The sequence below is a fragment of the Virgibacillus sp. AGTR genome, assembly GCF_016919725.2.
GTDB lineage: Bacteria > Bacillota > Bacilli > Bacillales > Amphibacillaceae > Virgibacillus > Virgibacillus salarius.
Map to the genome: position 1 here is coordinate 40,673 of NZ_JAJERH010000010.1, position 21,555 is coordinate 62,227.

Sequence of the window (21,555 nt, forward strand, 5' to 3'; positions counted from 1 at the left end):
AAATGCCAAGTTCGGCAAATAATTTCACTTTCAAAATACGCAAATAGAACCCATTACAACAATTTCAGTCCTGCGAATATCCAATAGTTATATTAGCAGTCATCCTGTAGGAATTTATCCTATTTTTCAATATGTCTTTTCAATTGCAAGTTCTTGCAATTCATACTAATATAGTATAGTGAGGACTATTAGGTGAGGTGGATAAAATGAGATTAGAAAATACAGGACTGGAAGACTTGGTTATTGATTTAAAGCCACTGGATCATTTAACTGCTAAACATGCTTTTATTCGTGCAGGTCAATGGGATTATGAACGTGTCACTTATGATTACCGAATGGATTCCAAAGAAAAGAATATTACATACTACATTCGAATTCAAGGCTATGCTGTTGAAGGTGATGTCGATCGTGGAAACGCCGTCATCAAACTAATGACACCTTTATTAGGAAAGCACTATTACCCGCATGGGGTTGAATATGGAGAGGAAGAAGGCTTTCCAGAAAATTTAGTTGAACGTGCAAATAACTTAGTTAGTAAAGTGAAATCTGAAATTGAACAATTCAACCAATAAATAACTAGCAGCCGACTACTCCTAAGTATGAGAGTAGCCGGTTTTTTTACACATTCCATGTATATATGTAACATAACATTTAGATATAAAAAGTATATAAGCCGTTGTGCATGGAAGTTTTTAGAAATATTATTCTGTTCAAATTCAAAAATAAATGCTATATTTTTTATATATTTGTAACTGTTTTTTCTAGGAAAGGAGCCATCGTAATAAGTTGTTTCGAAATATGACAAAACGCCATTGGACACTCATTTTTTTAGGTATATTCATCATTTTAGTTGCGATTTTTATTTTGCCCATATCAATACCTTTGATTGTAGCATTTGTTTCTGCCCTTTTCCTAAATCCAGTAATTCGACTAATTCAAAGAAGATTAAAAGTCAACAGAAAAATCTCAGTGACTATCGTTTTCTTACTGTTTTTAATCGTACTTGGAGTAGCAGGGACCTTTACTGTTACAAGGGCTGTCACACAAGTAGTTAATTTTGTTGAAGATGTGCCTTCTCATTTCAATGAATTGAACCAAATCTATAGGGAATGGGAAACAGAAGTTCAGCAATATACAGATGATTTACCATCTGAATTTGTTAATCAGGTATCATCTAGCATTGAAGCCAATTTGAATGCACTAAGTGAAACTGCTAAAGAGAAATTCACGCTTGATCGAATTGCACAAGTATTTGCAACGGTTCCTCAATACTTAATTAGTTTCATTGTCTATTTAATTGCTTTATTTTTATTTATGGTTGAACTACCATTGCTAAAGGCCAAAATGTATCACGTAATGACGAAAGAAACAGCAGAAAAAGTATCGTTTATGAACGCAAGGCTGACGAGTGTATTTTTGGGTTTCTTCAAAGCTCAGTTTCTTGTGAGCCTTATTATTCTAGCTGTAACATTGATTGGATTATTTTTCATAGCACCTGAAGTAGCGATTATTATGTCATTAATCATTTGGGTGATTGACTTAATTCCAATCATTGGTTCAATTGCCATCCTTGGACCTTGGTCGATATTTATGTTCCTAGCTGGCGATACGGGGATGGGGATTCAACTCGCCGTGCTTGCTGTTATCCTACTTGCTATCCGTCGAACAGTTGAGCCAAAAGTGATGGGACAGCATATAGGATTGTCACCATTAGCCACCTTAATATCCATGTTCATTGGACTAAAACTCCTAGGTCTATTCGGATTTATACTCGGTCCACTACTAGTAATCGCGTTTAATTCAGCAAAAGAGGCAGGTATTATTAACTGGAATATAAAAATATAAAAAGAGTTAGAGGCTTAAGCCTCTAACTCTTTTCTATGTTCCTAAAATTGCTTTTATTAAACTAGTTGTTTCTCCACCCTCATAGAGTATATATAGTAAAAGATAAACAATTACTCCGGTAGACGCGCTTAAAAACCAAATTATACTCGTAATCGGACCTATTTTTCTATGTACGCTGATCTTACGCTTAAATGCCAATACCAACGTTGTAATACCAAAAACAGCCCCCGTTGTAGCTAAGGTAATGTGAAAAATCAAGAAAATCGTATAATATATTTCAAGATCCTCTGGTCCTCCAAAGCTCGTATTACCAATAAAAATAGTTCTTGATATATAAATAATAAAAAACAGCAATGCACTAATTGCAGCGGCAATCATCGTTTTCTTGTGGCTTTTCGCCTCTCCTTTAACAATAAATCGCCAGCCAAAAGCGACTAATACTGCACTAAGAACAATAAAAAACGTACTAATAGTGGGCAATAAAGGCATAGAAAATATGTGCTCCCTTCTAAAAATGCATAAGTAACTCAGCAAACCTCAAGATTATGCTTTTATATTTTATCATATTTTGTTAAAGGCTAAAATCACGACGTCCTGATAAAGTCATTATGGACGAATCAGTTTTAGCTTATGCTTAAAAATACGGTTTCCATTTAAAATAGACTTACTGATACTATTTTTACAACATAATGTCATATTATTAGTATTTCAATTTTACACCAGTATAAAAAAATTCCTAAACACAACAAAGCCCCCACCTAATTACCAAGTAACTAGATAAAAGAGGTGAGGCTTAGGACTAAAATTGCAATCAAGTAAAGTGCTGAAAACAATATTAGTAATCTTTCTATAGGAATAAATCTTTGTTAATTTCTTATATCTGCTGGTATTGGATCGACTCTCAAGCTCTCTTGATTAAACCACTTAAAGAAAATTCTACCTAACAGAATACCATAGGTGATTTCCTGCATGATTTTCATAATAATCCCACCTAATTGCTGATCCTCAACGGTACTCATTGGGGAGAACATTTCAGGTCCAGAAATGGAAAAAGATATTCCCTCTAGTACCTCTCCCGGAACGCATAAAGCAAGCGCCTGTAACCAGGCTCCATCTTGACTATATGCAGCAAATAAAGGATGGTCTGCAAATATGATCAACACACATGCTGGAGTGATTAACACACCATTAGCAAAAATATACCCTATTTTCACTAGTGGTCGCATTGTATCCATTTCTTTAATTGGTGATAAGATTGGCCACCAAACAATGAAAGCTGCTGCAAGTATTACAAGCGAAATAGTTGTATGTGCAATCGGATTGGATTTAGCAAAGTCAAAGATTACAGGAATGTGATAGATGGAAAATAGTGCATTAAACAGGAGCAGTGAAATTAACGGTTTAGTTAATAAGTTAAAAAGCGGTTTAATAATTGGTGCTCCAATTACTTTTTTCCAAATCCAAGTTGGAATTCCCTTTATTACGAGTATAGGAAATACTAAGTAGTAAATTGCCATCTGTACCATGTGAGCAGTTAGCATAATATGTGAAAGCAAATCTATCGGTGCTCCCTTAACTACGTAAAGTAAAAAGATTGCGATATAGAACATAACTTGCTGTTTACCCGTCGGTTTATCAGTTCCACCAAATTTATGACGATATGGACCTGTAACTAAAAAGTAAGCGACACCCAATCCGATTACAAATAATAGAAAATACGGACTCCATAAGGCACGAAATCCGAAGATCTGTAATTCTAGCCACATTATTATTCACCTCTATAAAAGGATTGTCCTCACTATTATAACTGAATATGAATATTAACACACACTTATAATGTGACGACTTTTAGAAAACACTAGCATAAAGCAAGAACAAAAGCGTAGCGCCGAATAGAAACGTAGCGACTGAAGCAAGTCAACCGCGATAAAAGAATCACGGTGAGCTCGCGAGCCGATGATGGCTTAGATTAGGACGATTCATGAAGTAGCCTCGTTTCTGGGAGCTGGAACTGGACGTGACTTAACACGCGCCTATTTATCCACATGGGCTAATTTTATAATTTCCTAGACTAAGAAAAAGAGGCTGAGACAAAACACAACTTCTTTACTCAACATACGAATAATCATGTTATCAATAGGAGTATCATCGCCGCACCGCAAAAACATACTCGCTTTCCACGGACACAGCCTCAGCTAACTTGGTAAAGAAAAACACGTTACCAAGTGGACCTTCGGACTCGTGCTGTTCCCGCCGGAATCTCGCTTATTTCAGGTGCTAAATGAATTATTTTGATCAAAAAACGAACGATAATTATTTTCAACTAATCATCGTTCGTTTTTTTATTGTTTCTTCAATCTATTGTCTCAGCCTCTTTTATCCTACCACCAAACAATGGCTACTAATGCTGCTACCGTTAATATAGCAGCCCATATACCACCATAAATCATCATGGATGGAAACTCATGTCCCTTATCCTTCATATGCATAAAATAATAGAACTGAAATGCTACTTGAACTACTGCTAAAATTAGCAGTAGAGGAATAGCGAACATTTTATCCATTGCTTCAGTTGCAACAATAGCAAAAGCTATAATGGTAAATCCAATCATAAGAGCAAAAGTAATAAGTTGCTTCTTCATTTCTTCTTTATTCTTTTGCTTTTGGAACGAATTGATATTGGTGTTATCCGTCATGAATTAACCCACCTTTCCCATTAGGTATACAACCGTAAAGATAAATACCCATACGACATCAATAAAGTGCCAATACAAGCTGAATGTGTAATATTTTGGTGCATTATATAGGTTTAAACCACGCTTCGCATTTCGAACCATAATGGCAATTAACCAACTAAGCCCAAACGCTACGTGCCCTCCATGGAAACCTACTAACGTATAGAACGCTGAACCAAAAGCAGACGATCTAAACGTAAAATGATACTCGTGAATATAATGATAAAACTCATATATTTCACAAGCTAGGAATCCAATACCAAGAAATGCAGTGATCCCTAACCATAATTGCATTTTCTTAAAGTCATTGTTCTTCATATGATACATCGCATACACACTAGTAAGTGAACTAGTTAATAAAAGCATTGTCATTAGAAAAACAAGCTCTAAGCCAAAAATTTCTTCACCAGCAGGACCGTCTGCAGTTGAATTTCTCAATGCTAAGAAAGTCCCAAACAGACTGGCGAATAAAACTGTCTCACCGCCTAAGAAGAACCATAGCCCAAGGAATTTATTTTTACCTTCAAGGGTAGCCTTTTCTGGTTCCTGAGGCATCGTTTCTGGATTTAAGGAATGATCGTGACTCATATTAGTCAGCCTCCCTTTCAAGTTCTTCTTTGGTAATATGAAAGCCATGGTAATCTTTCAAAGAGCGAATAAGCATACAAGCTAGCGCAATACCCATACCGGCAAACACAGCTACTAACCATGCTTTTTGATCCACCTGATAAATAAATCCAAACCCTGCAATAAAGAAACCTAATGACATGATGAAAGGTAAAATAGATCCATCAGGCATATGAATGTCCCCAAGTGGCTCGGCGGCAGTCATTTCACCCTTACCTTCCGTTTTCTCAATCCATAGTGGATCAAGCCCACGTACAAGTGGTGTTTGCTTAAAGTTATAGAACGGTGGTGGAGAAGGAATAGCCCATTCTAACGTACGACCGTCCCAAGGATCCGCTGGAGCTTTTTCTCCTTTAACAGATGTATAGATGATGTTAATAACAAATAAAAGACCTCCAACACCCATTAACAGTGCTCCTATAGTACTAACTAGGTTACCTATATCCAAGCCTTGATCCTCTAAGAATACCCAATAGCGTCGAGGCATACCCATTAGACCTAAAAAGTGTTGAATAAAGAAAGTTAAATGGAAGCCGATAAAGAATAACCAGAACGATAATTTACCTAAGGCTTCATTTAGAATTTTTCCAAACATCTTCGGCCACCAATAATGTAAGGCTGCCAAAATACCAAATACTACTCCACCTACAATAACATAGTGGAAGTGAGCTACAACAAAATAAGAATCGTGATATTGATAGTCTGCAACAGCTGAGGCAAGCATTACCCCTGTCATTCCACCGATTGTAAATGATGGAATAAATGCTAATGACCAAAGCATTGCGGAATTAATCGTAATGCTACCGCCCCACATTGTTGCCAACCAGTTAAAGATCTTAATACCAGTAGGTACGGCGATCGCCATCGTAGCAATCGCAAAAATAGCATTAGCAACAGGTCCAAGACCCACGGTAAACATATGGTGTGCCCAAACCATAAAACCTAAGAATGCGATCAGTATTGTAGCAAATACCATGGCAGTATAACCGAATAATCGCTTCTTAGAGAAGGTTGCGAATATATCACTAAACACACCAAATGCTGGAAGTATTAAAATGTAAACCTCTGGATGACCAAATATCCAAAATAGATGCTGCCAGATAACTGCATTTCCTCCAAGCGAAACTTCAAAGAACGCAGATCCGAACATACGGTCAAACATTAATAAAAACAGTCCAACTGTTAAAGCTGGAAAGGCAAATAAAATGAGCACGCTTGTTACAAATGTCGTCCAAGTGAAGAGCGGCATACGCATATATGTCATGCCTGGTGCACGCATTGTAACTATTGTTACTAAAAAGTTAATACCACCCATTAATGTCCCTGCACCCGAAATCTGGAGACCTAGGATATAAAAGTCCACTCCATGACCAGGAGACGTGGTTGATAATGGTGTGTAGGCAGTCCAACCTGCATCAGGAGCGCCTCCGAGGAACCAGCTACAGTTTAAAAGAACCCCACCAAACATAAATAGCCAAAACCCAAGTGAATTTAAAAATGGAAAGGCTACATCTCGTGCCCCAATCTGTAAGGGCATAATAGCGTTCATTATTCCTAGCAATAATGGCATAGCTGCAAGGAATATCATAGTCGTACCATGCATCGTTATCATTTCATTATATAAACCTGCACTTAAAAAATCATTCTCAGGTTTAATCAGTTGTATACGAATAAACAATGCTTCAAGTCCGCCAAGTAGGAAAAAGAAGCCACCGCCGAATAAATACAAATGCGCAATTTTCTTATGATCGACTGTGGTTAAATAATCCCAAATAACAGCACCGAAGCCTTTCTTTTGAGCAGCTGCAATACTCAAATTTTAAACCTCCCTTTTACTTCTTCCACCCTTTAGTTTAATTAGTTTCCTGCACTCTCTGGAGTTATCTCAGATGGCTGCAATTGCAGCAAATACTCTGCGATATTACTTGCTTCTTCTTTAGATAGTTCAGGGTAATTATTCGTCATTTTGTTCCCTGGTTTTATGGATTCAGGATCCATAATCCAATTAACTAACTTCTCTTTTGTTGGTTCCAAAATACCAGCTATTCTAGAGCGATCACCAAAGTTGGTTAAGTTTGGACCTACCGCATTTGGCGAAGAACCAATAGCGTGACAGCTCATACAGTTATTTTCCTCAAATGCTGCCTTACCATCTTGAGCCACTGCATCTTGAGGCTGCGCTTCTGGATCAACACCTTGCATGTCTTCAACCCATTGATCATATTCTTCTGGACTAACAGCAATAACTTTAAAATCCATCAAGGAATGTGAAGGTCCGCATAGCTCTGCACATTTGCCCCAGTAAACCCCTTCTTCTTTTGCTTCAATATACATGGTGTTGACATTTTCAGGGTTAACATCCATCTTACCAGAGATACTTGGTACCCATAATGAATGGATTACATCTGATGATTGCATATTTAGATATACTTTTTCTCCTGTTGGAATGTATAAATCCTGACTTGTTTGAATTTCTTCACCAGCATAACTAAAGTGCCACCAGTATTGATTACCAGTAACATCAATGTTGATACCATCTTTTGATTTGGATGTATCTGCCAAATCAAATGTAGCAGCAACGGTTGGTACTGCAAGCACAAGCACTAAAATAATTGGAATAACTGTCCATACTGTTTCCAAGGTTTTGTTGCCCTCTACTTGCTTTGGTATGAAATTTTCCTGTCCCTTCTTTTTGCGAAAACGGACAAGTGTAATTACATAAACCAAAAATACGATAACAAACACAAATAACATAATAATTGATGATAGAATAATTAAATTCATGGAAGACTCTGCTCCATACCCTTTTGGTACAAGGGCAGTTAAGTTTTCTTTCCCACACCCAGCAAGGACAAGTGCAAGTAAACTTAAAAGGAATACAGATTTGAATTTTCCCATCCAACCTTTCATGTATCCATACCTCTCTTTCTTTTCTTGATGCTCCTTATATATAAATTAAATTAAGGACGAATTAACTAAATGGAGAGTTCCATGTTACTAGAACCATCATTAAAAATAAGATAGTTAAATAATTCAATGAATAAATAAAAATGATGTTTGCCCATTTCAGATCATTTTTCATAAAGAATCCACTGATACCAATTGCTAGCCATCCAACATTAAGTAAAGTAGCAATAACCATGAACGTTGTTCCCAACGAAGCTAGGTAAAACGGTAATGGTAATAAACATGCAATGTAAATTACAATTTGACGTTTCGTGAATTCAAAACCATGTACTACTGGTAGCATTGGTATACCTGCTGCTTTATATTCTTTACTTTTTCTCATTGCTAATGCAAGAAAATGTGGAGTCTGCCAAATAAACATAATTAAAAACAGAATAAATGGAACAATATGAAAATTCGGTTCTACTGCCGCCCAGCCAATTAAAGGTGGTGCTGCCCCAGAAAAACTACCAATTGCTGTATTCAGCGTATACTTTCTTTTAGACCACATCGTATAGAGAACAACGTATACAAACCAACCAATAAACGCAAATAATACCGCTTCAATAGTTGTAAACAGGAGTAGTCCAAATCCTATTAATGTGGTAACGATACCAAGTGTAAGAACAGCTTGAAGTGAAATGGTTCCGGTTACGGTTGGGCGTAATTTCGTTCTTGTCATAATTGGATCAATATCAGCATCGTACCAATTATTTAACATACACCCTCCGGCAATCACTAGTGCACTTCCTACCATTGTTAATATAAATGTTCCAATATAATCTGTAAAAGAAGATCCGGTAAAATATAGCGCTAACCAGAAACCTGCAAATACAGTGATTAAATTGGAATTAATGATTCCAACTTTGATCAATGACTTAATATCTGCAAGTAACGTGTTGGAACGTTTATCGTCGGAAACACCAGCATTGCTTACAACCGTTGATGTAGGTGTCTCTGCTTTATCCATTCATATCCCCCCTTCAAGCGCCTACCAAAAGGCATAATGAGACAAGGTATACTTTAGTGGAAAATCCAATAAAAACAAAGTATCCCCAAAAATTAATTGTATCATGGAATTGTTTTACAATCTAATAACTACCTAGTAATTATTTTACTGTAATTCACTCATGTTTTTGTGACGATTTTGTGAATCATTTTAAAACAATAAAGAATTGGCTATGTAGGATGGTAGTTATTTTCGCGTAATGATGGTAAGTATATCAAACTCCCCTACACTATTTCTAGCAAACAACAGACAACAATGCAAGCGTTTTTTATATTTTCTATAGTGAAAAGAAAAACAAAACATGATACTATTACAATTGTGTGTCAACACAATCCATTTTTGAGGCAAACCATTGCTTTTTCTCAGGTATTAATATTATGATAAATCTATCGGATTTGTAAACATACTATTTTTTAAATTACATAAAGTGAGGATTTACTAATGATCAAAATCTTAAAGTGGTTATCTGTCGTGGCAACCATTGGTATGATGTTCGTTTTATTAGGTGGTGCACTTGTAACGAAAACAGGATCAGCTGACGGATGTGGAGATAGTTGGCCATTATGTGAAGGAGAAATAATACCAACTACGATTACACCAGAGTTAATAATTGAATTAAGTCACCGTATGGTCACAGGTATTGTTGGTTTTGCAGTATTGGGCTTGGCAGTATTAGCTTGGAGACATATTGGCCATATTCGTGAAGTGAAGTTCTTGTCATTTCTTTCATTATTTTTTTTAATTCTTCAAGCACTTATTGGGGCTGCAGCAGTGAAATGGGGGCAATCTGACTTTGTATTAGCTGCACACTTTGGCATTTCGCTAATTTCCTTTGCTTCCGTCTTTTTGCTTATGCTTCTCGTTTTTGAGGTTGACAAAAAATTCGATGCTAAATCTCTATTTATTAAGAGGTTTCATCGTATCGAAATATATGCATTAACGATATACACTATGTTGGTTGTTTATACTGGCGCCCTTGTGCGCCATACTGAATCTAATCTGGTGTGTGGTGGATGGCCATTCTGTAATAATAATGCTCCATTTGCTTTCTCAGAATATACTATACCTCAATGGATTCAAATGGGACATCGATTAGCTGCGGCAATATTATTTATATGGACAGTAATAGCTTTTATACAAATGATTAAAAATTATCGTTCCAACCATATTATGTATTGGGGTTGGATCATAACATTATCATTTATCTCCTTACAAGTATTCTTTGGAGCAATGATAATCTTTACTCGACTCCATCTAGGTACGGCACTTTTACATGCACTCGTAATTTCTCTTTATTTTGGCATGCTGAGCTATTTTGTTTTGCTAGCAACAAGAAGTGGCAAGTATGAAAAGCAAACGCAAGATAAGCCCAATATTTCATCAACTTAATATGGAAACTGTTTATGTCAATTATTTGCATAAAAAAATCTCAAGGAAATTTTTTTCCTTGAGATTTTTTATTTCAGGTACACTTTTGGCACAGCTATTCACATAGTAACAAGCTACGTCAAGTAGCGCTGACCAACACCCTATTAATCAAGTGGTATCCCATTTAATCAAATTCGATGAGCAAATCTCCTACTTCGATCGTATCGGCGTCACTAACGTATATATTCTTAATTGTACCTGTAAAAGGTGCTTGAACAGTTGTTTCCATTTTCATAGCTTCGGTTATTAAAATATGATCACCTTTATCTACTTTTTCACCAACATTTCTTAAAACCTTAATAACCGTACCAGGCATTGTTGCTCCGATATGCTTATCATTTCCTTTATCCGCCTTTGGCTTTATTTCTAATTCTGACTGGATATTTTCATCCTTAACGACAATTTCACGTGTTTGTCCATTTAACTCAAAATAGATAACCCTAGTACCATCTGCCCTTGCTTCAGATATCGATACAAGCTTTACAATTAGCGTCTTTCCTTGTTCGATTTCTACTTCTATCTCTTCACCTAGATTCATACCATAGAAGAAAGTTGGTGTATCTAAAACCGACATATCTCCATATGTATCGTAGAATTTATTGTAATCCATAAATACCTTTGGATATAATGCATGTGATATCAAATCAAAACTAGTAACCTGACGATCTAGTGTCTTAAATAACGTTTCTTTTAATTGGGTAAAATCGATCGGATCTAGTAGTTCGCCTGGACGTACCTTAATTGGTTCCTTACCCTTTAGAATAATGCGTTGCAATTCTTGAGGAAACCCTTGATATGGTTGTCCAATATAGCCTTGAGCAAATTCTATTACCGAATCAGGGAAGTCGATAGATTCCCCTCGTTCATAAATATCATCTTCTGTTAAATTATTTTGTACCATGAATAATGTCATGTCACCAATAACTTTTGAGGAAGGAGTTACCTTAATAATATCGCCAAACATATCATTTACTTGCCTAAACATTGCTTTTACTTCATTCCATCTGTCTTCTAAACCGACTGCCTTGGCTTGCTGTTTTAGATTACTATATTGTCCACCAGGCATTTCATGCATATATATTTCTGTATGCGGTGATTTCATACCACTTTCAAAGTCACGATAATAGTCTCGAATCCCTTCCCAATAATGCGAAAGTTTTTCATAAGCAGAAACATTTACCTTTGGCTGTCTCGAATGGGATTCTAACGCATGATATAGTGTTTGTGCGCTTGGCTGTGATGTTAACCCAGCCATTGGCCCAGCAGCAACGTCTACAACATCAACACCTGCATCTATTGCTCGAGCGTATAAATAAATTCCATTTCCACTTGTATCATGCGTGTGCAAATGAATTGGTAAATCAACAGTCTCTTTTAAGGTTGAAATCAATTGATATGCTGCTTCCGGTTTTAATAATCCAGCCATATCTTTAATACCTAGTATGTGGGCACCAGAATCCTCTAATGATTTAGCAAGTTTTTTATAATATTCTATGTCATATTTAGAACGGCCAATATCTAATATATCTCCAGTGTAACACATTGTGGCTTCAGCAATTTTGTTATTTTCGCGAACGGACTCGATTGCTAATTGCATTCCTTCAACCCAATTCAAGCTATCAAAAATTCGGAAAACATCTATTCCTGCAGTAGCACTTTTTTCAACAAATTCTTTAATTAAATTATCTGGATAATTTTTATACCCTACCGCGTTACTTGCACGTAGCAACATTTGAAAAAGTACGTTTGGCATTTTTTCTCGAAGCTTTAACAGACGTTCCCATGGATCTTCTTTTAGGAAACGATAAGCAACATCAAAGGTCGCTCCACCCCACATTTCTACGGAGAATAAATTTGGTAATAATCGTGCTGTCGGCTCAGCAATTTGATACAAATCCTTTGTTCTAACCCTCGTTGCTAATAAAGATTGATGGGCATCACGGAATGTCGTATCAGTTAATAAGACTTCCTTTTGCTCTTTCAACCAATTTGCAAGTCCTTCAGGTCCTTGCTGATCAAGAATTTGTTTTGTGCCATCAGGGATTTTCTCTGCTGAGTCAAATTTAGGAATTTGTAATTTTGAAAAAGATGGTTTTGCCTTCTTCCCTGATGCATCTAACCCATTAATAGTCGTATGACCAATATAGGTTAACATCTTTGTACCTCGGTCCTTTCGTTTCGGAAAAACGAATAGCTCCGGTGTTTGGTCGATAAAGGTCGTATTATAAACACCTGAAAGAAAATTCTCATGTAAGATGACATTTTCTAAAAAAGGAATATTTGTTTTAATTCCACGTATCCGGAATTCTTTTAAGTTTCTGACCATTTTTTGTACAGCTTGCTCAAATGTTAGTGCCCAAGTAGATACCTTTACTAAGAGTGAGTCGTAATGAGGTGAGATGACTGCTCCTTGAAACCCATTACCTGCATCTAATCGAACTCCAAATCCCCCACCAGTTCGATATGCCATGATTCTTCCTGTGTCAGGCATAAAATTATTTAAGGGATCTTCTGTAGTTACCCGAGATTGAATAGCAAAACCATTTGTAACCAATTTATCTTGTTCCGGTATGCCAATAGAAGTATCATGTAAGTTTCTTCCTTCAGCTACCTTAATTTGTGTCTGAACAATATCCACACCCGTAATCATTTCAGTTATCGTATGCTCTACTTGAACACGTGGATTTACTTCTATAAAGTAAAATTCATTTTCTGTTACAAGAAATTCTACTGTTCCAGCATTAACATATTGAACATTGTCCATTAGGTGTACTGCTGCACTACATATTTCCATCCGTAATTTGTCAGGCAATGATGTACTAGGTGCTACTTCTACTACCTTTTGGTGTCTTCGCTGGACAGAGCAATCTCTTTCAAACAGGTGAATTGTATTACCAGCATGGTCACCAATTATTTGCACCTCAATATGCTTTGGATTCTCAATTAATTTTTCAACATAGATCTCATCATTTCCGAAAGCAGCCCTTGCTTCAGATTTCGCACGGTCATACGCTTCTGCAAGTCCTTGTTCACTGCGTACGATGCGCATACCTCGACCGCCACCACCAAGTGATGCCTTTATTATAATTGGAAAGCCATGCTGCGTAGTGAATTCTTCTACTTCTTCTAAAGAAGTAACTGGCCCATCGCTTCCTGGTATAATAGGAATTCCTGCATTAATCGCTTGTGTTCGTGCTTTTACCTTATCCCCAAACATATCGAGATGCTTACTTGTGGGACCAATAAAAATGATTCCTTCTTCTTCACAACGTTTCGCAAATAAAATATTCTCCGAAAGAAAACCATACCCAGGGTGAATCGCATCCACACCAACTTTTTTTGCGAGCTTAATAATGCCTTCAATATCAAGGTAAGCCTCAATTGGCTTCTTTCCTTCACCGATAAGATACGCTTCATCCGCTTTATACCGATGGTAAGAGCTAGAATCCTCCTTAGAATAAATAGCAACTGTCCGGATGTTTAATTCAGTACAAGCCCGAAAAACACGTATTGCTATCTCTCCTCGGTTTGCAACTAATATTTTGTTTATCTGCTTAAGTTGTTCTTCCATGTTTTTCCTCCTCGATTAGTATAAAGTACTTTACTATCATTATTCTGTTGTTCGGTTGCTGGTTCTTGTTCTCTCTTCTTTACTTGCATTGCTATATTATTTAAAACCCCCATCGATATCATTAATACCAATAGAGACGAACCACCATAGCTTACAAACGGAAGTGGAACTCCTGTGATAGGAAGTAAACCACTAATTGCTCCTAAATTAATAATAGCCTGCAAACCTACCATTGACGATATACCTATAGCTAATAATGCTCCAAAGCTGTCTTTTGTTTTTCGCGAGATAAAAATTCCGCGTAAAACAATAATGGCTAACATTCCTATAACGATAACCACCCCTAAAAAACCAAGCTCTTCAGCAACAATTGCCATAATAAAATCAGTATGAGCCTCGGTTAAATAGCCGAGCTTTTGAACACTTTGCCCGAGCCCTTCTCCCAAAATACCACCATTACCTATCGCCAGATAGGACTGAATTAATTGATAGCCATGAGAATCGGGTGTTTGAAAGGGCTGATATGCTCCTGTAAAACGGGAAAGCCTTTCGTCTGTTATCATATATGGTATTGCAAATAATAATAATGCAACACCAATACCTATTAATATCAGCAAGTGTTTTAATCGAATTCCTGAACTAAAAATTACGGAACATGCAATCAAAAAGATAATTGATGCTGTTCCAATATCAGGCTGAAGGACGACTAAGCCTAAAATTATGCCTGTTAGTATAAGCGGTGGAAGTACTCCTTTACTAAACTGATCAATATATTCTTGTTTTTTCGAATAAACAGAAGCTAGGTACATAATTAGTGCAAGTTTAGCAAACTCAGCAGGCTGTATTCCAAATATCCATGACTGAGCATTGTTTACATTTGAACCAAACAATAACACAGCTATTAATAATAAAATGATACCTAATATGATTGGTTTTATTAATTTTTGGTAATACTTATAAGGGAAAATACAGCAAACTATAAATGCTCCTAATCCCATTGCAAATCTAACAGATTGTAAGCCCAAATAATGCGTAGGTTTATACTCATTTACTACTGCGAATACCATACTCGCACTATAAATCATTACTAATCCAAATGCAGCTAAGAGGATTGGGGTAATCATTAAAGTAAAATCATAATTTTTTAATTTCTGTACCATTTTCCTTCTCCCTACTTTTATGTATTACAAGCGGTATTGTTTTCTATAAATTCTATATTTATTATGTCTTATCGCAGGGTATGAAGCTACTCACTTACCTATTTACATTGTGTTTAAACAAAAAAACCTTGCCGTTTTAGTTTGTAGGCAAAGTTTTTGCATCTTCGTTCAACCCGCAACTAATCTCGTGACGTTACTATCACACGGATTTCTGCGCTGCTTCATGCAGAATATTTAACTGCCTCTCCAAATTTTCAAGGAGTGCTTTACCTTCATCTTCGCTGATTAAGTTCAAACGAACAGCAAAATCAATTTCCCTGGAAAGCCCAAACATTTGTGTATCGAGAACTTCTTCGTATAAAGGACATTGTGGCATTGTTAGGTTATCTATTTGAACTTCTATTAGTCGCAAAATTTTGTCAGCATCAGCCTTAAGAAGGGCATGGGCTTTTTCGCGATGATTTACTGTCACCTCATGAATCAAATCTATCCCCTCCAAAAATAAGCTTCCTTCTCTATATTATATTATCGTTAGCATCAATAAAATGCAAATAAAATTAAAGAAAATCATAATCTTAGAAGTGAAAAATTAGTATAGGTCTGCTATCCTTAAGAAGGACAACTTTTAAGAGGTGATAAATATGATCGTACCAATAAACGGGAAAGTAGCGTATCCCATTACATTAGATCCAACAGTGTGGATATTCGATGACAGAAAAATAGAACTAGAGAAAGCTTTTACAGAAAAACCAGTTGATACCAATGATCAAGACGAATTAGAACGTGCTTCTCAAAGATGGAGCCAAGAGGTCTATCAACAAAATATAAAACCACCCGTAAATAGAAGTATTAAAAAATACGAGCGCGAAAAAATCTTGGAAAGCTCTTACGTGATGCCAATAGGTCATTTTCTTGATAATGCAGAAATTAGCAAGGATGCATCGGGTGCAATTTTAGTTACTGATAGTAAAGAAATCCCTATTTCCATTGATGATTTATACCATAGTTATTTTCTATTCGCTCGGGATGGAAAACCTCTTAAAGAAGACGGACCGGTTCATTTATATTATCAAGACGGTTCCAACAAGGATAATCCTATTAAACATATTACTGCTATAAAAATAAAGTAACACTAACTTAGACATCTTCTTCTTTCTATTTGACCATAGAACAACGGAAAGAAATAATGGGAAAGCAGTGATGAAAAACTTTATTAAAAAGTTACCGAATGATTTTGAAGGTTGTGCACATTGTTGCGACAACCTTTTTTTATAAGCAGGGAAATTATAAATTTTCCCATGTGAATAAATCTTGGCGTGTTGAGCCACGTCCAGCACCAGCCTTCAGAAACGAGGCGACTTCATGAATCGCCCTAATCTAAGTCATCATCGGCTCACAAGCACACCGTAATCCTTTATCTTCGTTGACTCGCTCCAGTTACTACGTTTCTATTCGGGCGTTTGCGCTTTTGTTCTTTGCCGAAGTAATTTTTTCTAATACTATCTTTATCATAGTTTTCGTAAATAACCCTCAATATCTTACCGTTTTGTATAATTTATATTATTTCATCCAAAATAACAGTAATCGTTTTTATTATGGATGGAGGAATTTCTAATGAGATGGCGAATAGGTTTAATATTACTTGCTAATATATTTATATTGGCAGCATGTCAGCAGCAAAGTCAAGAAGAGCCATTATCGAATGAAGAGAAAGACAATCAAATGATTCAGGTAAAGAATTCGGACCCTCACGAACAAAAAAACCTTACAAATACAGAAATCGCAGATCACCTTGCAAATATTGCAAGTGACGTTCCTAACGTTGAAGACGCGACATCTGTTGTAGCTGGCCCCTATGCAGTTGTAGGGATTGATGTAGATAAAGACCTCGATCGATCGAGAGTAGGCACGATAAAATATAGTGTGTTAGAAGCTCTTTATCATGATCCTTATGGAAAAACAGCGGTTGTTGTAGCGGATGCAGATATGACAGAAAGAATTAGAGGAATGGCAAATAAAATTAGACAAGGACACCCAGTCCATGGCGTTGTAGATGAACTTGCTGCAATTGTAGGAAGGTATATGCCAGATTTTCCAATCAGCGATGACAGACCTCAGGAACCGGATCAAAATAAAGAAGTAATACCCGAGGACGAAAAACAAAAGCTAGAAGATACAGAAGAAGAACAATCTAATCATCATAATAATGAATAATAAAAGAGTTTCCGACTATTACGGAAACTCTTTATCCTTATTGTTGATGCTCAATGGCATTATTATCTTTATGCTCTGTATAGTATTGAACTCCAAATTGAGAGCCTTCTGAAACCATTTTAGCGTTTTCTAATTGTGCTAGATCCTGGTTTTCTGATTGATCCGGTACACCAGCATCTTCAAAAGTAGTACGTATTCCATTTTGATAATTTGTTATTTTGTCTTTTACTTTTTGCCGATTATCTTTATTCTTTAAAAAATATCCTGCCATTGTTGCACCAATCACACCAGCTGCACCAGCAGAATACAAATATCCTTTCTTCATCAAATCGCCCTTTCTTTTACTTATTTATGAGGTATTTACCCTATTCCACCAATCATCAAACATGACATACTTCTTTTTCAGGTCCACATTGTGTTACACTAAGATTAGATTATGATGACAAATAATGATGATATTGTCGACAATAATCTTAAGCCTATTTTTTTACGTTGAGGTGAAATTATGCAAGTTAAATGTACAATTTGCGACAATATAGAAAGTATTGATGATCATTCCTTTGAAGCGAAACGATTAAGAAACAGGCGAATCCATATGTACCTTTGCCAATTATGTTATGAACGAATTGAGCACAAAACGAAACAACGTCATGCTACCGGAAAATTTCGTTTATATACAGAAAAAAAAGCATCTGACGATTTTATTTAAGTCATAAAGAGCGGGGATAAAAAAACAGCTTTTTACGCAAAATACAATAATCATGTTACCCCGCAGGAGTCTCGTATATTTTAGAGCGCAAGTGTCCGATTAGAAACGTAGCGACTGGAGCAAGTCAACGGAGATAAAGAAATCACGGTGAGCCTTTCGAGCCGATGAATGAATTAGATTAAGGCGATTTGTGAAATCGCCTCGTTTCTCGGTGCTTGCACTTTACGCGACTCAACACGCCAATATTTATCCACCCACATGGGCACATTTTATAATTCCTAGACTATCAAAAAAACGAAAGGTAATTAATTTACCTTTCGTTTTTTATTGTTTCTTAATTCTGTTGTCTCATTCTCTTTATTCGTTGCGTTTTCTGGTTCTTTCCTTATGTAGTCGTAATCGATAAATACCTAACACGAGTGAAATAACAACTAAACTCTCTGTAATTGGCATTTGCATAACACTACTGAAAATCGTAAGTACAAATACACCAATTGCCAACATGATATATACCACAATCGTTTTAATCATCGGAAGCTTTCTAGCAAACCCCAGCTTAAATGCAATAATACTAAAGATAAGATTTAAAATATATAATCCTTCAAACAAATATTCCGTTCCAACTTGCTCGAGAACAAAATCAAATACTAGACTGAAATTCGAGTTCATATGTATCCCCCACTACTTATGTATAGCAATTTAAAATCCTTTTATTATCATACTAAATATTTAGCATGTTCGCCAGCCTAATATATGGTTACATACTTATATAAAACCCTTTGATCAAATAATCGATTTCCGATATACTAGATTTTGAGATAAAAGAGGTGTGGACATGAAAAATATAAATTTTCCAATGCTCTTATTAGCATTACTCGTTATTTTAATGTTTGTTGGCGTCAGCATATCGATAGCCTACCGTAATATATGGTTAGTGATTTTGTTTATATTATTGGGATTTGCTTTTATGGGATTTGGTATAAGCTTAAAGAAAAAAAGGAAGTGACTTTAAAAAGTCACTTCCTTGCTTTACGTACGTAATCTTCAAGAATGTTCTGTTGTATTTGTGGGTTACAGGTGAAGACAGAGTTCTTATCTAACATATTTATTTTATCCCCATCAATCGTTGAAGTTACTCCACCTACTTCATTAACAATAACCATTCCTGCCGCAATATCCCACGGTGAAAGACTAAGCGTTAAGTAGCCATCTAAAATGCCTTCAGCTACGTATGCAAATTCCAACGCTGCGGAACCATAAGTTCTCGTGCCTCTTATATCCCGAACGAGCTGTTGCATGATAGTTTCATCGACTAGACGATTCTTACACAACCAAAAATGGTTTAATCCGATGATCGCCTCATTAAAACGGACGTCTTGATTTAATAAAGGAAGTCTCGTCTCGCCTTTATAAGCCCCTTTTCCTCGTTGTGCACTATACAATATATCATCCATCACATTGTAAATAAGCCCAATCTCACCGATGTTGTCATGATAAATTCCAATTGATATAGCAAAATTTCTCTTTTGATGAACAAAATTCATTGTTCCATCAATTGGATCGATGATCCAAACCGTTCCATCCATTGTTCTTATCTCATCACCAAAACCCTCTTCACTTAATATAAAATGTTCTGGATATTTTTTCTTTATCCGGGAAGCAAAGAAAGCTTCTGTATCTTTGTCCATCGTCGTGACTAAATCATTTGCATTGGATTTTGTATCAATAGTTAATGGATCGTTCATATGATTTCTAATTGTCCTTCCAGCTTCAAGTACCCATTCTACCGCTTGATGGTATACTTCTTCACGATACACTTCATCCATATGTATTCCTCCAATGTTTTCTATATAATACTATAGTATCAGAACTCTTGATGCGAGTCATCGGTTTCACTACCTTAGCTATAATCATTTCTAGTTAGTAAGAAAAAAGCGCAAGCGCCAAATTAGAAATGTAGTGACTGGAGTGAGTCAACAGACATAAAGGAATCACGGTGAGCTTGCGAGCCGATGATGACTTAGATTAGGGCGATTCGTGAAGTCGCCTCGTTTCTGGGTGCTAGAGCTGGACGCGGCTCAATATTTCCATATTTATCCACATGGGCAAATTTAATAATTTCATTATCTAGACTATGAAAAAACCCTCAATACGGATGAAATACCGTTATTGAAGGTCAAAGCACTCTATTCATTATCAATCTCCATTAGCTGTCTCCTCAGCTGCTTTAATCGCTCTTTACTTTTTATAATTCCTACAGTATCTTCACTCTTCATCGCATCATAAAGTGTTACAAGTTCATAATCAATTTCCATGCGGATCACAGGCAATTTTTCTTGGGCTTCTTTACGACGTAAAGCCTCCATAACGTACTTCAATTTGTACACAACCTTTCGATCGCTTTTAATATATTTATGAATATCATCACCATTTGGTTCAATAAATCTTATAATTCCGCTACTTATTGTTATAATTTCCCCTTAAAACGACTTGTTTAAACATTATATTTATAAAACTTGACTTGCTTTAATAAATACTTAATAATAATTATTATAATTAGAATCTGCAGAAATACACCTTGATAACTAGACAGAAGAAAGGGAGATTAAAATGGTTTTTAATGGTTTTGAAAAAAAAGATTTTGATACATTTTTCATTGATGGACTTGAATCAAGAATGGAGGCAATTCAAACACGGATACAGCCAAAATTTCAAGAAATCGGTAGCTTTTTGGCAGATTATTTAGCTACGCAAGTAGGGAATGAAGTATTCGTACATATTGCCAAGCATGCGCGTAGAACAGTAAATCCGCCAAAAGATACATGGCTAGCTATTGCTGCGAATAAACGGGGATACAAAAAACACCCACACTTTCAGGTAGGTTTGTTTGATGATCATGTATTCATTTGGTTAGCACTGATTTATGAACTAGATCATAAATCAGCCATTGCCCAGACATTCATTAATAGTTTTGATGAATTAAAACAACTTCCTAAAAACTTTGTCGTATCACTAGATCATATGAAAAAAGATGCAAAAAGTATAGAAGACTTAGAGCTAAAAGATGTTAAACGATTCCGCGACGTAAAGAAGGCTGAATTTCTAGTTGGTCTACATTTAGATAGAAATGATGACCGTGTGTATGATGGAGACGCATTCTTACATCAAGCAACAAGTACCATTGATTCTCTACTACCTTTCTATAAAAAAGCAGTAAATAGTAAATAGTATAGTGAACTACTCCCCCCACTTACCCTTACGGGTTGCTTGAAGAGGGGGCTTCTTGGGTAATCGCCACTTTTGGTAGCTGA

The 21,555-nt window shown here is 36.2% G+C and carries 22 protein-coding genes; 8 read left to right on the forward strand and 14 right to left on the reverse strand.

Annotation, left to right across the window (positions count from 1 at the left end; translation table 11 throughout):
• Positions 1-206 precede the first annotated feature (206 nt).
• Complete coding sequence (locus JUJ52_RS06535; RefSeq protein ID WP_026680780.1) at positions 207-572, forward strand: YugN family protein; 366 nt, start codon at positions 207-209, stop codon at positions 570-572.
• A 214-nt stretch (positions 573-786) separates the two neighbouring features.
• Positions 787-1,845 (forward strand): sporulation integral membrane protein YtvI, encoded by a 1,059-nt coding sequence (ytvI, locus tag JUJ52_RS06540; RefSeq protein ID WP_205388502.1) that lies wholly within the window; start codon positions 787-789, stop codon positions 1,843-1,845.
• Positions 1,846-1,878: 33 nt separating this feature from the next.
• On the opposite strand, the gene JUJ52_RS06545 is transcribed toward ytvI, so the two are convergent.
• From JUJ52_RS06545 to cyoE, 7 genes are all read right to left on the reverse strand, one after another.
• Positions 1,879-2,334: a DUF420 domain-containing protein gene (locus tag JUJ52_RS06545; RefSeq protein ID WP_026680778.1), complete on the reverse strand. Its 456-nt coding sequence runs from the start codon at positions 2,332-2,334 to the stop codon at positions 1,879-1,881.
• Positions 2,335-2,711: 377 nt separating this feature from the next.
• Positions 2,712-3,611 (reverse strand): cytochrome c oxidase assembly factor CtaG, encoded by a 900-nt coding sequence (ctaG, locus tag JUJ52_RS06550; RefSeq protein WP_121605042.1) that lies wholly within the window; start codon positions 3,609-3,611, stop codon positions 2,712-2,714.
• 615 nt (positions 3,612-4,226) lie between these two features.
• Entirely contained in the window at positions 4,227-4,541 is a 315-nt protein-coding gene (gene ctaF, locus JUJ52_RS06555; protein ID WP_121605041.1) for a cytochrome c oxidase subunit IVB, read from the reverse strand.
• Positions 4,542-4,544: 3 nt separating this feature from the next.
• Positions 4,545-5,168, reverse strand: a complete 624-nt coding sequence (locus JUJ52_RS06560; protein WP_026680775.1) for a cytochrome (ubi)quinol oxidase subunit III — start codon at positions 5,166-5,168, stop codon at positions 4,545-4,547.
• Between the two features lies 1 nt (position 5,169).
• On the reverse strand, positions 5,170-7,023 hold the full coding sequence (gene ctaD, locus JUJ52_RS06565) for a cytochrome c oxidase subunit I (RefSeq protein WP_166530933.1): 1,854 nt from the start codon (positions 7,021-7,023) through the stop codon (positions 5,170-5,172).
• Positions 7,024-7,064: 41 nt separating this feature from the next.
• Positions 7,065-8,117, reverse strand: a complete 1,053-nt coding sequence (coxB, locus tag JUJ52_RS06570; protein ID WP_121605039.1) for a cytochrome c oxidase subunit II — start codon at positions 8,115-8,117, stop codon at positions 7,065-7,067.
• A gap of 61 nt (positions 8,118-8,178) precedes the next feature.
• Positions 8,179-9,123, reverse strand: coding sequence for a heme o synthase (cyoE, locus tag JUJ52_RS06575; RefSeq protein WP_026680773.1), 945 nt, complete (start codon positions 9,121-9,123; stop codon positions 8,179-8,181).
• 480 nt (positions 9,124-9,603) lie between these two features.
• On the opposite strand from cyoE, the gene JUJ52_RS06580 reads away from it, so the two are divergent.
• Positions 9,604-10,551: a COX15/CtaA family protein gene (locus JUJ52_RS06580; protein ID WP_026680772.1), complete on the forward strand. Its 948-nt coding sequence runs from the start codon at positions 9,604-9,606 to the stop codon at positions 10,549-10,551.
• A gap of 163 nt (positions 10,552-10,714) precedes the next feature.
• Here the strand turns inward: JUJ52_RS06580 and pyc are convergent, their stop codons facing one another.
• From pyc to JUJ52_RS06595, 3 genes are all read right to left on the reverse strand, one after another.
• Positions 10,715-14,161: a pyruvate carboxylase gene (pyc, locus tag JUJ52_RS06585; RefSeq protein ID WP_205388501.1), complete on the reverse strand. Its 3,447-nt coding sequence runs from the start codon at positions 14,159-14,161 to the stop codon at positions 10,715-10,717.
• A complete protein-coding gene (gene ftsW, locus JUJ52_RS06590) occupies positions 14,137-15,321 on the reverse strand; it encodes a putative lipid II flippase FtsW (RefSeq protein WP_026680770.1) in 1,185 nt (394 codons plus the stop codon). Before ftsW ends, pyc begins: the two co-directional genes overlap by 25 nt.
• Before the next feature lie 199 nt (positions 15,322-15,520).
• The gene (locus JUJ52_RS06595) at positions 15,521-15,802 is read right to left on the reverse strand and encodes an Fpa/YlaN family protein (protein ID WP_026680769.1); all 282 of its coding nucleotides are present in this window, start codon (positions 15,800-15,802) and stop codon (positions 15,521-15,523) included.
• 160 nt (positions 15,803-15,962) lie between these two features.
• Between JUJ52_RS06595 and JUJ52_RS06600 the strand changes: the two genes are divergently transcribed.
• The gene (locus JUJ52_RS06600) at positions 15,963-16,451 is read left to right on the forward strand and encodes a hypothetical protein (protein WP_026680768.1); all 489 of its coding nucleotides are present in this window, start codon (positions 15,963-15,965) and stop codon (positions 16,449-16,451) included.
• 484 nt (positions 16,452-16,935) lie between these two features.
• Positions 16,936-17,535 carry a YhcN/YlaJ family sporulation lipoprotein gene (locus JUJ52_RS06605; RefSeq protein ID WP_026680767.1) on the forward strand — a complete coding sequence of 200 codons (600 nt, stop codon included), beginning with the start codon at positions 16,936-16,938 and terminating at the stop codon, positions 17,533-17,535.
• 37 nt (positions 17,536-17,572) lie between these two features.
• On the opposite strand, the gene JUJ52_RS06610 is transcribed toward JUJ52_RS06605, so the two are convergent.
• Positions 17,573-17,860, reverse strand: a complete 288-nt coding sequence (locus tag JUJ52_RS06610) for a hypothetical protein (protein ID WP_026680766.1) — start codon at positions 17,858-17,860, stop codon at positions 17,573-17,575.
• 180 nt (positions 17,861-18,040) lie between these two features.
• On the opposite strand from JUJ52_RS06610, the gene JUJ52_RS06615 reads away from it, so the two are divergent.
• Positions 18,041-18,244: a YlaI family protein gene (locus JUJ52_RS06615; RefSeq protein WP_026680765.1), complete on the forward strand. Its 204-nt coding sequence runs from the start codon at positions 18,041-18,043 to the stop codon at positions 18,242-18,244.
• A gap of 357 nt (positions 18,245-18,601) precedes the next feature.
• Here the strand turns inward: JUJ52_RS06615 and JUJ52_RS06620 are convergent, their stop codons facing one another.
• Positions 18,602-18,913, reverse strand: coding sequence for a YlaH-like family protein (locus tag JUJ52_RS06620; RefSeq protein WP_026680764.1), 312 nt, complete (start codon positions 18,911-18,913; stop codon positions 18,602-18,604).
• 166 nt (positions 18,914-19,079) lie between these two features.
• On the opposite strand from JUJ52_RS06620, the gene JUJ52_RS06625 reads away from it, so the two are divergent.
• Positions 19,080-19,250: a DUF5325 family protein gene (locus JUJ52_RS06625; protein WP_161629269.1), complete on the forward strand. Its 171-nt coding sequence runs from the start codon at positions 19,080-19,082 to the stop codon at positions 19,248-19,250.
• A gap of 10 nt (positions 19,251-19,260) precedes the next feature.
• Here the strand turns inward: JUJ52_RS06625 and JUJ52_RS06630 are convergent, their stop codons facing one another.
• A complete protein-coding gene (locus JUJ52_RS06630; RefSeq protein ID WP_026680763.1) occupies positions 19,261-20,070 on the reverse strand; it encodes an inositol monophosphatase family protein in 810 nt (269 codons plus the stop codon).
• Between the two features lie 360 nt (positions 20,071-20,430).
• Positions 20,431-20,622 (reverse strand): hypothetical protein, encoded by a 192-nt coding sequence (locus JUJ52_RS06635; protein WP_026680762.1) that lies wholly within the window; start codon positions 20,620-20,622, stop codon positions 20,431-20,433.
• Positions 20,623-20,854: 232 nt separating this feature from the next.
• Between JUJ52_RS06635 and JUJ52_RS06640 the strand changes: the two genes are divergently transcribed.
• The gene (locus JUJ52_RS06640; protein WP_166530961.1) at positions 20,855-21,472 is read left to right on the forward strand and encodes a YktB family protein; all 618 of its coding nucleotides are present in this window, start codon (positions 20,855-20,857) and stop codon (positions 21,470-21,472) included.
• The last annotated feature ends 83 nt before the right edge of the window (positions 21,473-21,555 follow it).

Excerpts from the sequence above, each read along its gene's own strand:
- JUJ52_RS06535 (WP_026680780.1), top strand. The coding sequence starts at position 207 with ATGAGATTAGAAAATACAGGACTGGAAGACTTGGTTATTGATTTAAAG.
- JUJ52_RS06545 (WP_026680778.1), bottom strand. The coding sequence starts at position 2,334 with ATGCCTTTATTGCCCACTATTAGTACGTTTTTTATTGTTCTTAGTGCA.
- ctaG (WP_121605042.1), bottom strand. The coding sequence starts at position 3,611 with ATGTGGCTAGAATTACAGATCTTCGGATTTCGTGCCTTATGGAGTCCG.
- ctaF (WP_121605041.1), bottom strand. The coding sequence starts at position 4,541 with ATGACGGATAACACCAATATCAATTCGTTCCAAAAGCAAAAGAATAAA.
- JUJ52_RS06560 (WP_026680775.1), bottom strand. The coding sequence starts at position 5,168 with ATGAGTCACGATCATTCCTTAAATCCAGAAACGATGCCTCAGGAACCA.
- coxB (WP_121605039.1), bottom strand. The coding sequence starts at position 8,117 with ATGAAAGGTTGGATGGGAAAATTCAAATCTGTATTCCTTTTAAGTTTA.
- cyoE (WP_026680773.1), bottom strand. The coding sequence starts at position 9,123 with ATGGATAAAGCAGAGACACCTACATCAACGGTTGTAAGCAATGCTGGT.
- JUJ52_RS06580 (WP_026680772.1), top strand. The coding sequence starts at position 9,604 with ATGATCAAAATCTTAAAGTGGTTATCTGTCGTGGCAACCATTGGTATG.
- pyc (WP_205388501.1), bottom strand. The coding sequence starts at position 14,161 with ATGGAAGAACAACTTAAGCAGATAAACAAAATATTAGTTGCAAACCGA.
- ftsW (WP_026680770.1), bottom strand. The coding sequence starts at position 15,321 with ATGGTACAGAAATTAAAAAATTATGATTTTACTTTAATGATTACCCCA.
- JUJ52_RS06600 (WP_026680768.1), top strand. The coding sequence starts at position 15,963 with ATGATCGTACCAATAAACGGGAAAGTAGCGTATCCCATTACATTAGAT.
- JUJ52_RS06605 (WP_026680767.1), top strand. The coding sequence starts at position 16,936 with ATGAGATGGCGAATAGGTTTAATATTACTTGCTAATATATTTATATTG.
- JUJ52_RS06610 (WP_026680766.1), bottom strand. The coding sequence starts at position 17,860 with ATGAAGAAAGGATATTTGTATTCTGCTGGTGCAGCTGGTGTGATTGGT.
- JUJ52_RS06615 (WP_026680765.1), top strand. The coding sequence starts at position 18,041 with ATGCAAGTTAAATGTACAATTTGCGACAATATAGAAAGTATTGATGAT.
- JUJ52_RS06620 (WP_026680764.1), bottom strand. The coding sequence starts at position 18,913 with ATGAACTCGAATTTCAGTCTAGTATTTGATTTTGTTCTCGAGCAAGTT.
- JUJ52_RS06625 (WP_161629269.1), top strand. The coding sequence starts at position 19,080 with ATGAAAAATATAAATTTTCCAATGCTCTTATTAGCATTACTCGTTATT.
- JUJ52_RS06630 (WP_026680763.1), bottom strand. The coding sequence starts at position 20,070 with ATGGATGAAGTGTATCGTGAAGAAGTATACCATCAAGCGGTAGAATGG.
- JUJ52_RS06640 (WP_166530961.1), top strand. The coding sequence starts at position 20,855 with ATGGTTTTTAATGGTTTTGAAAAAAAAGATTTTGATACATTTTTCATT.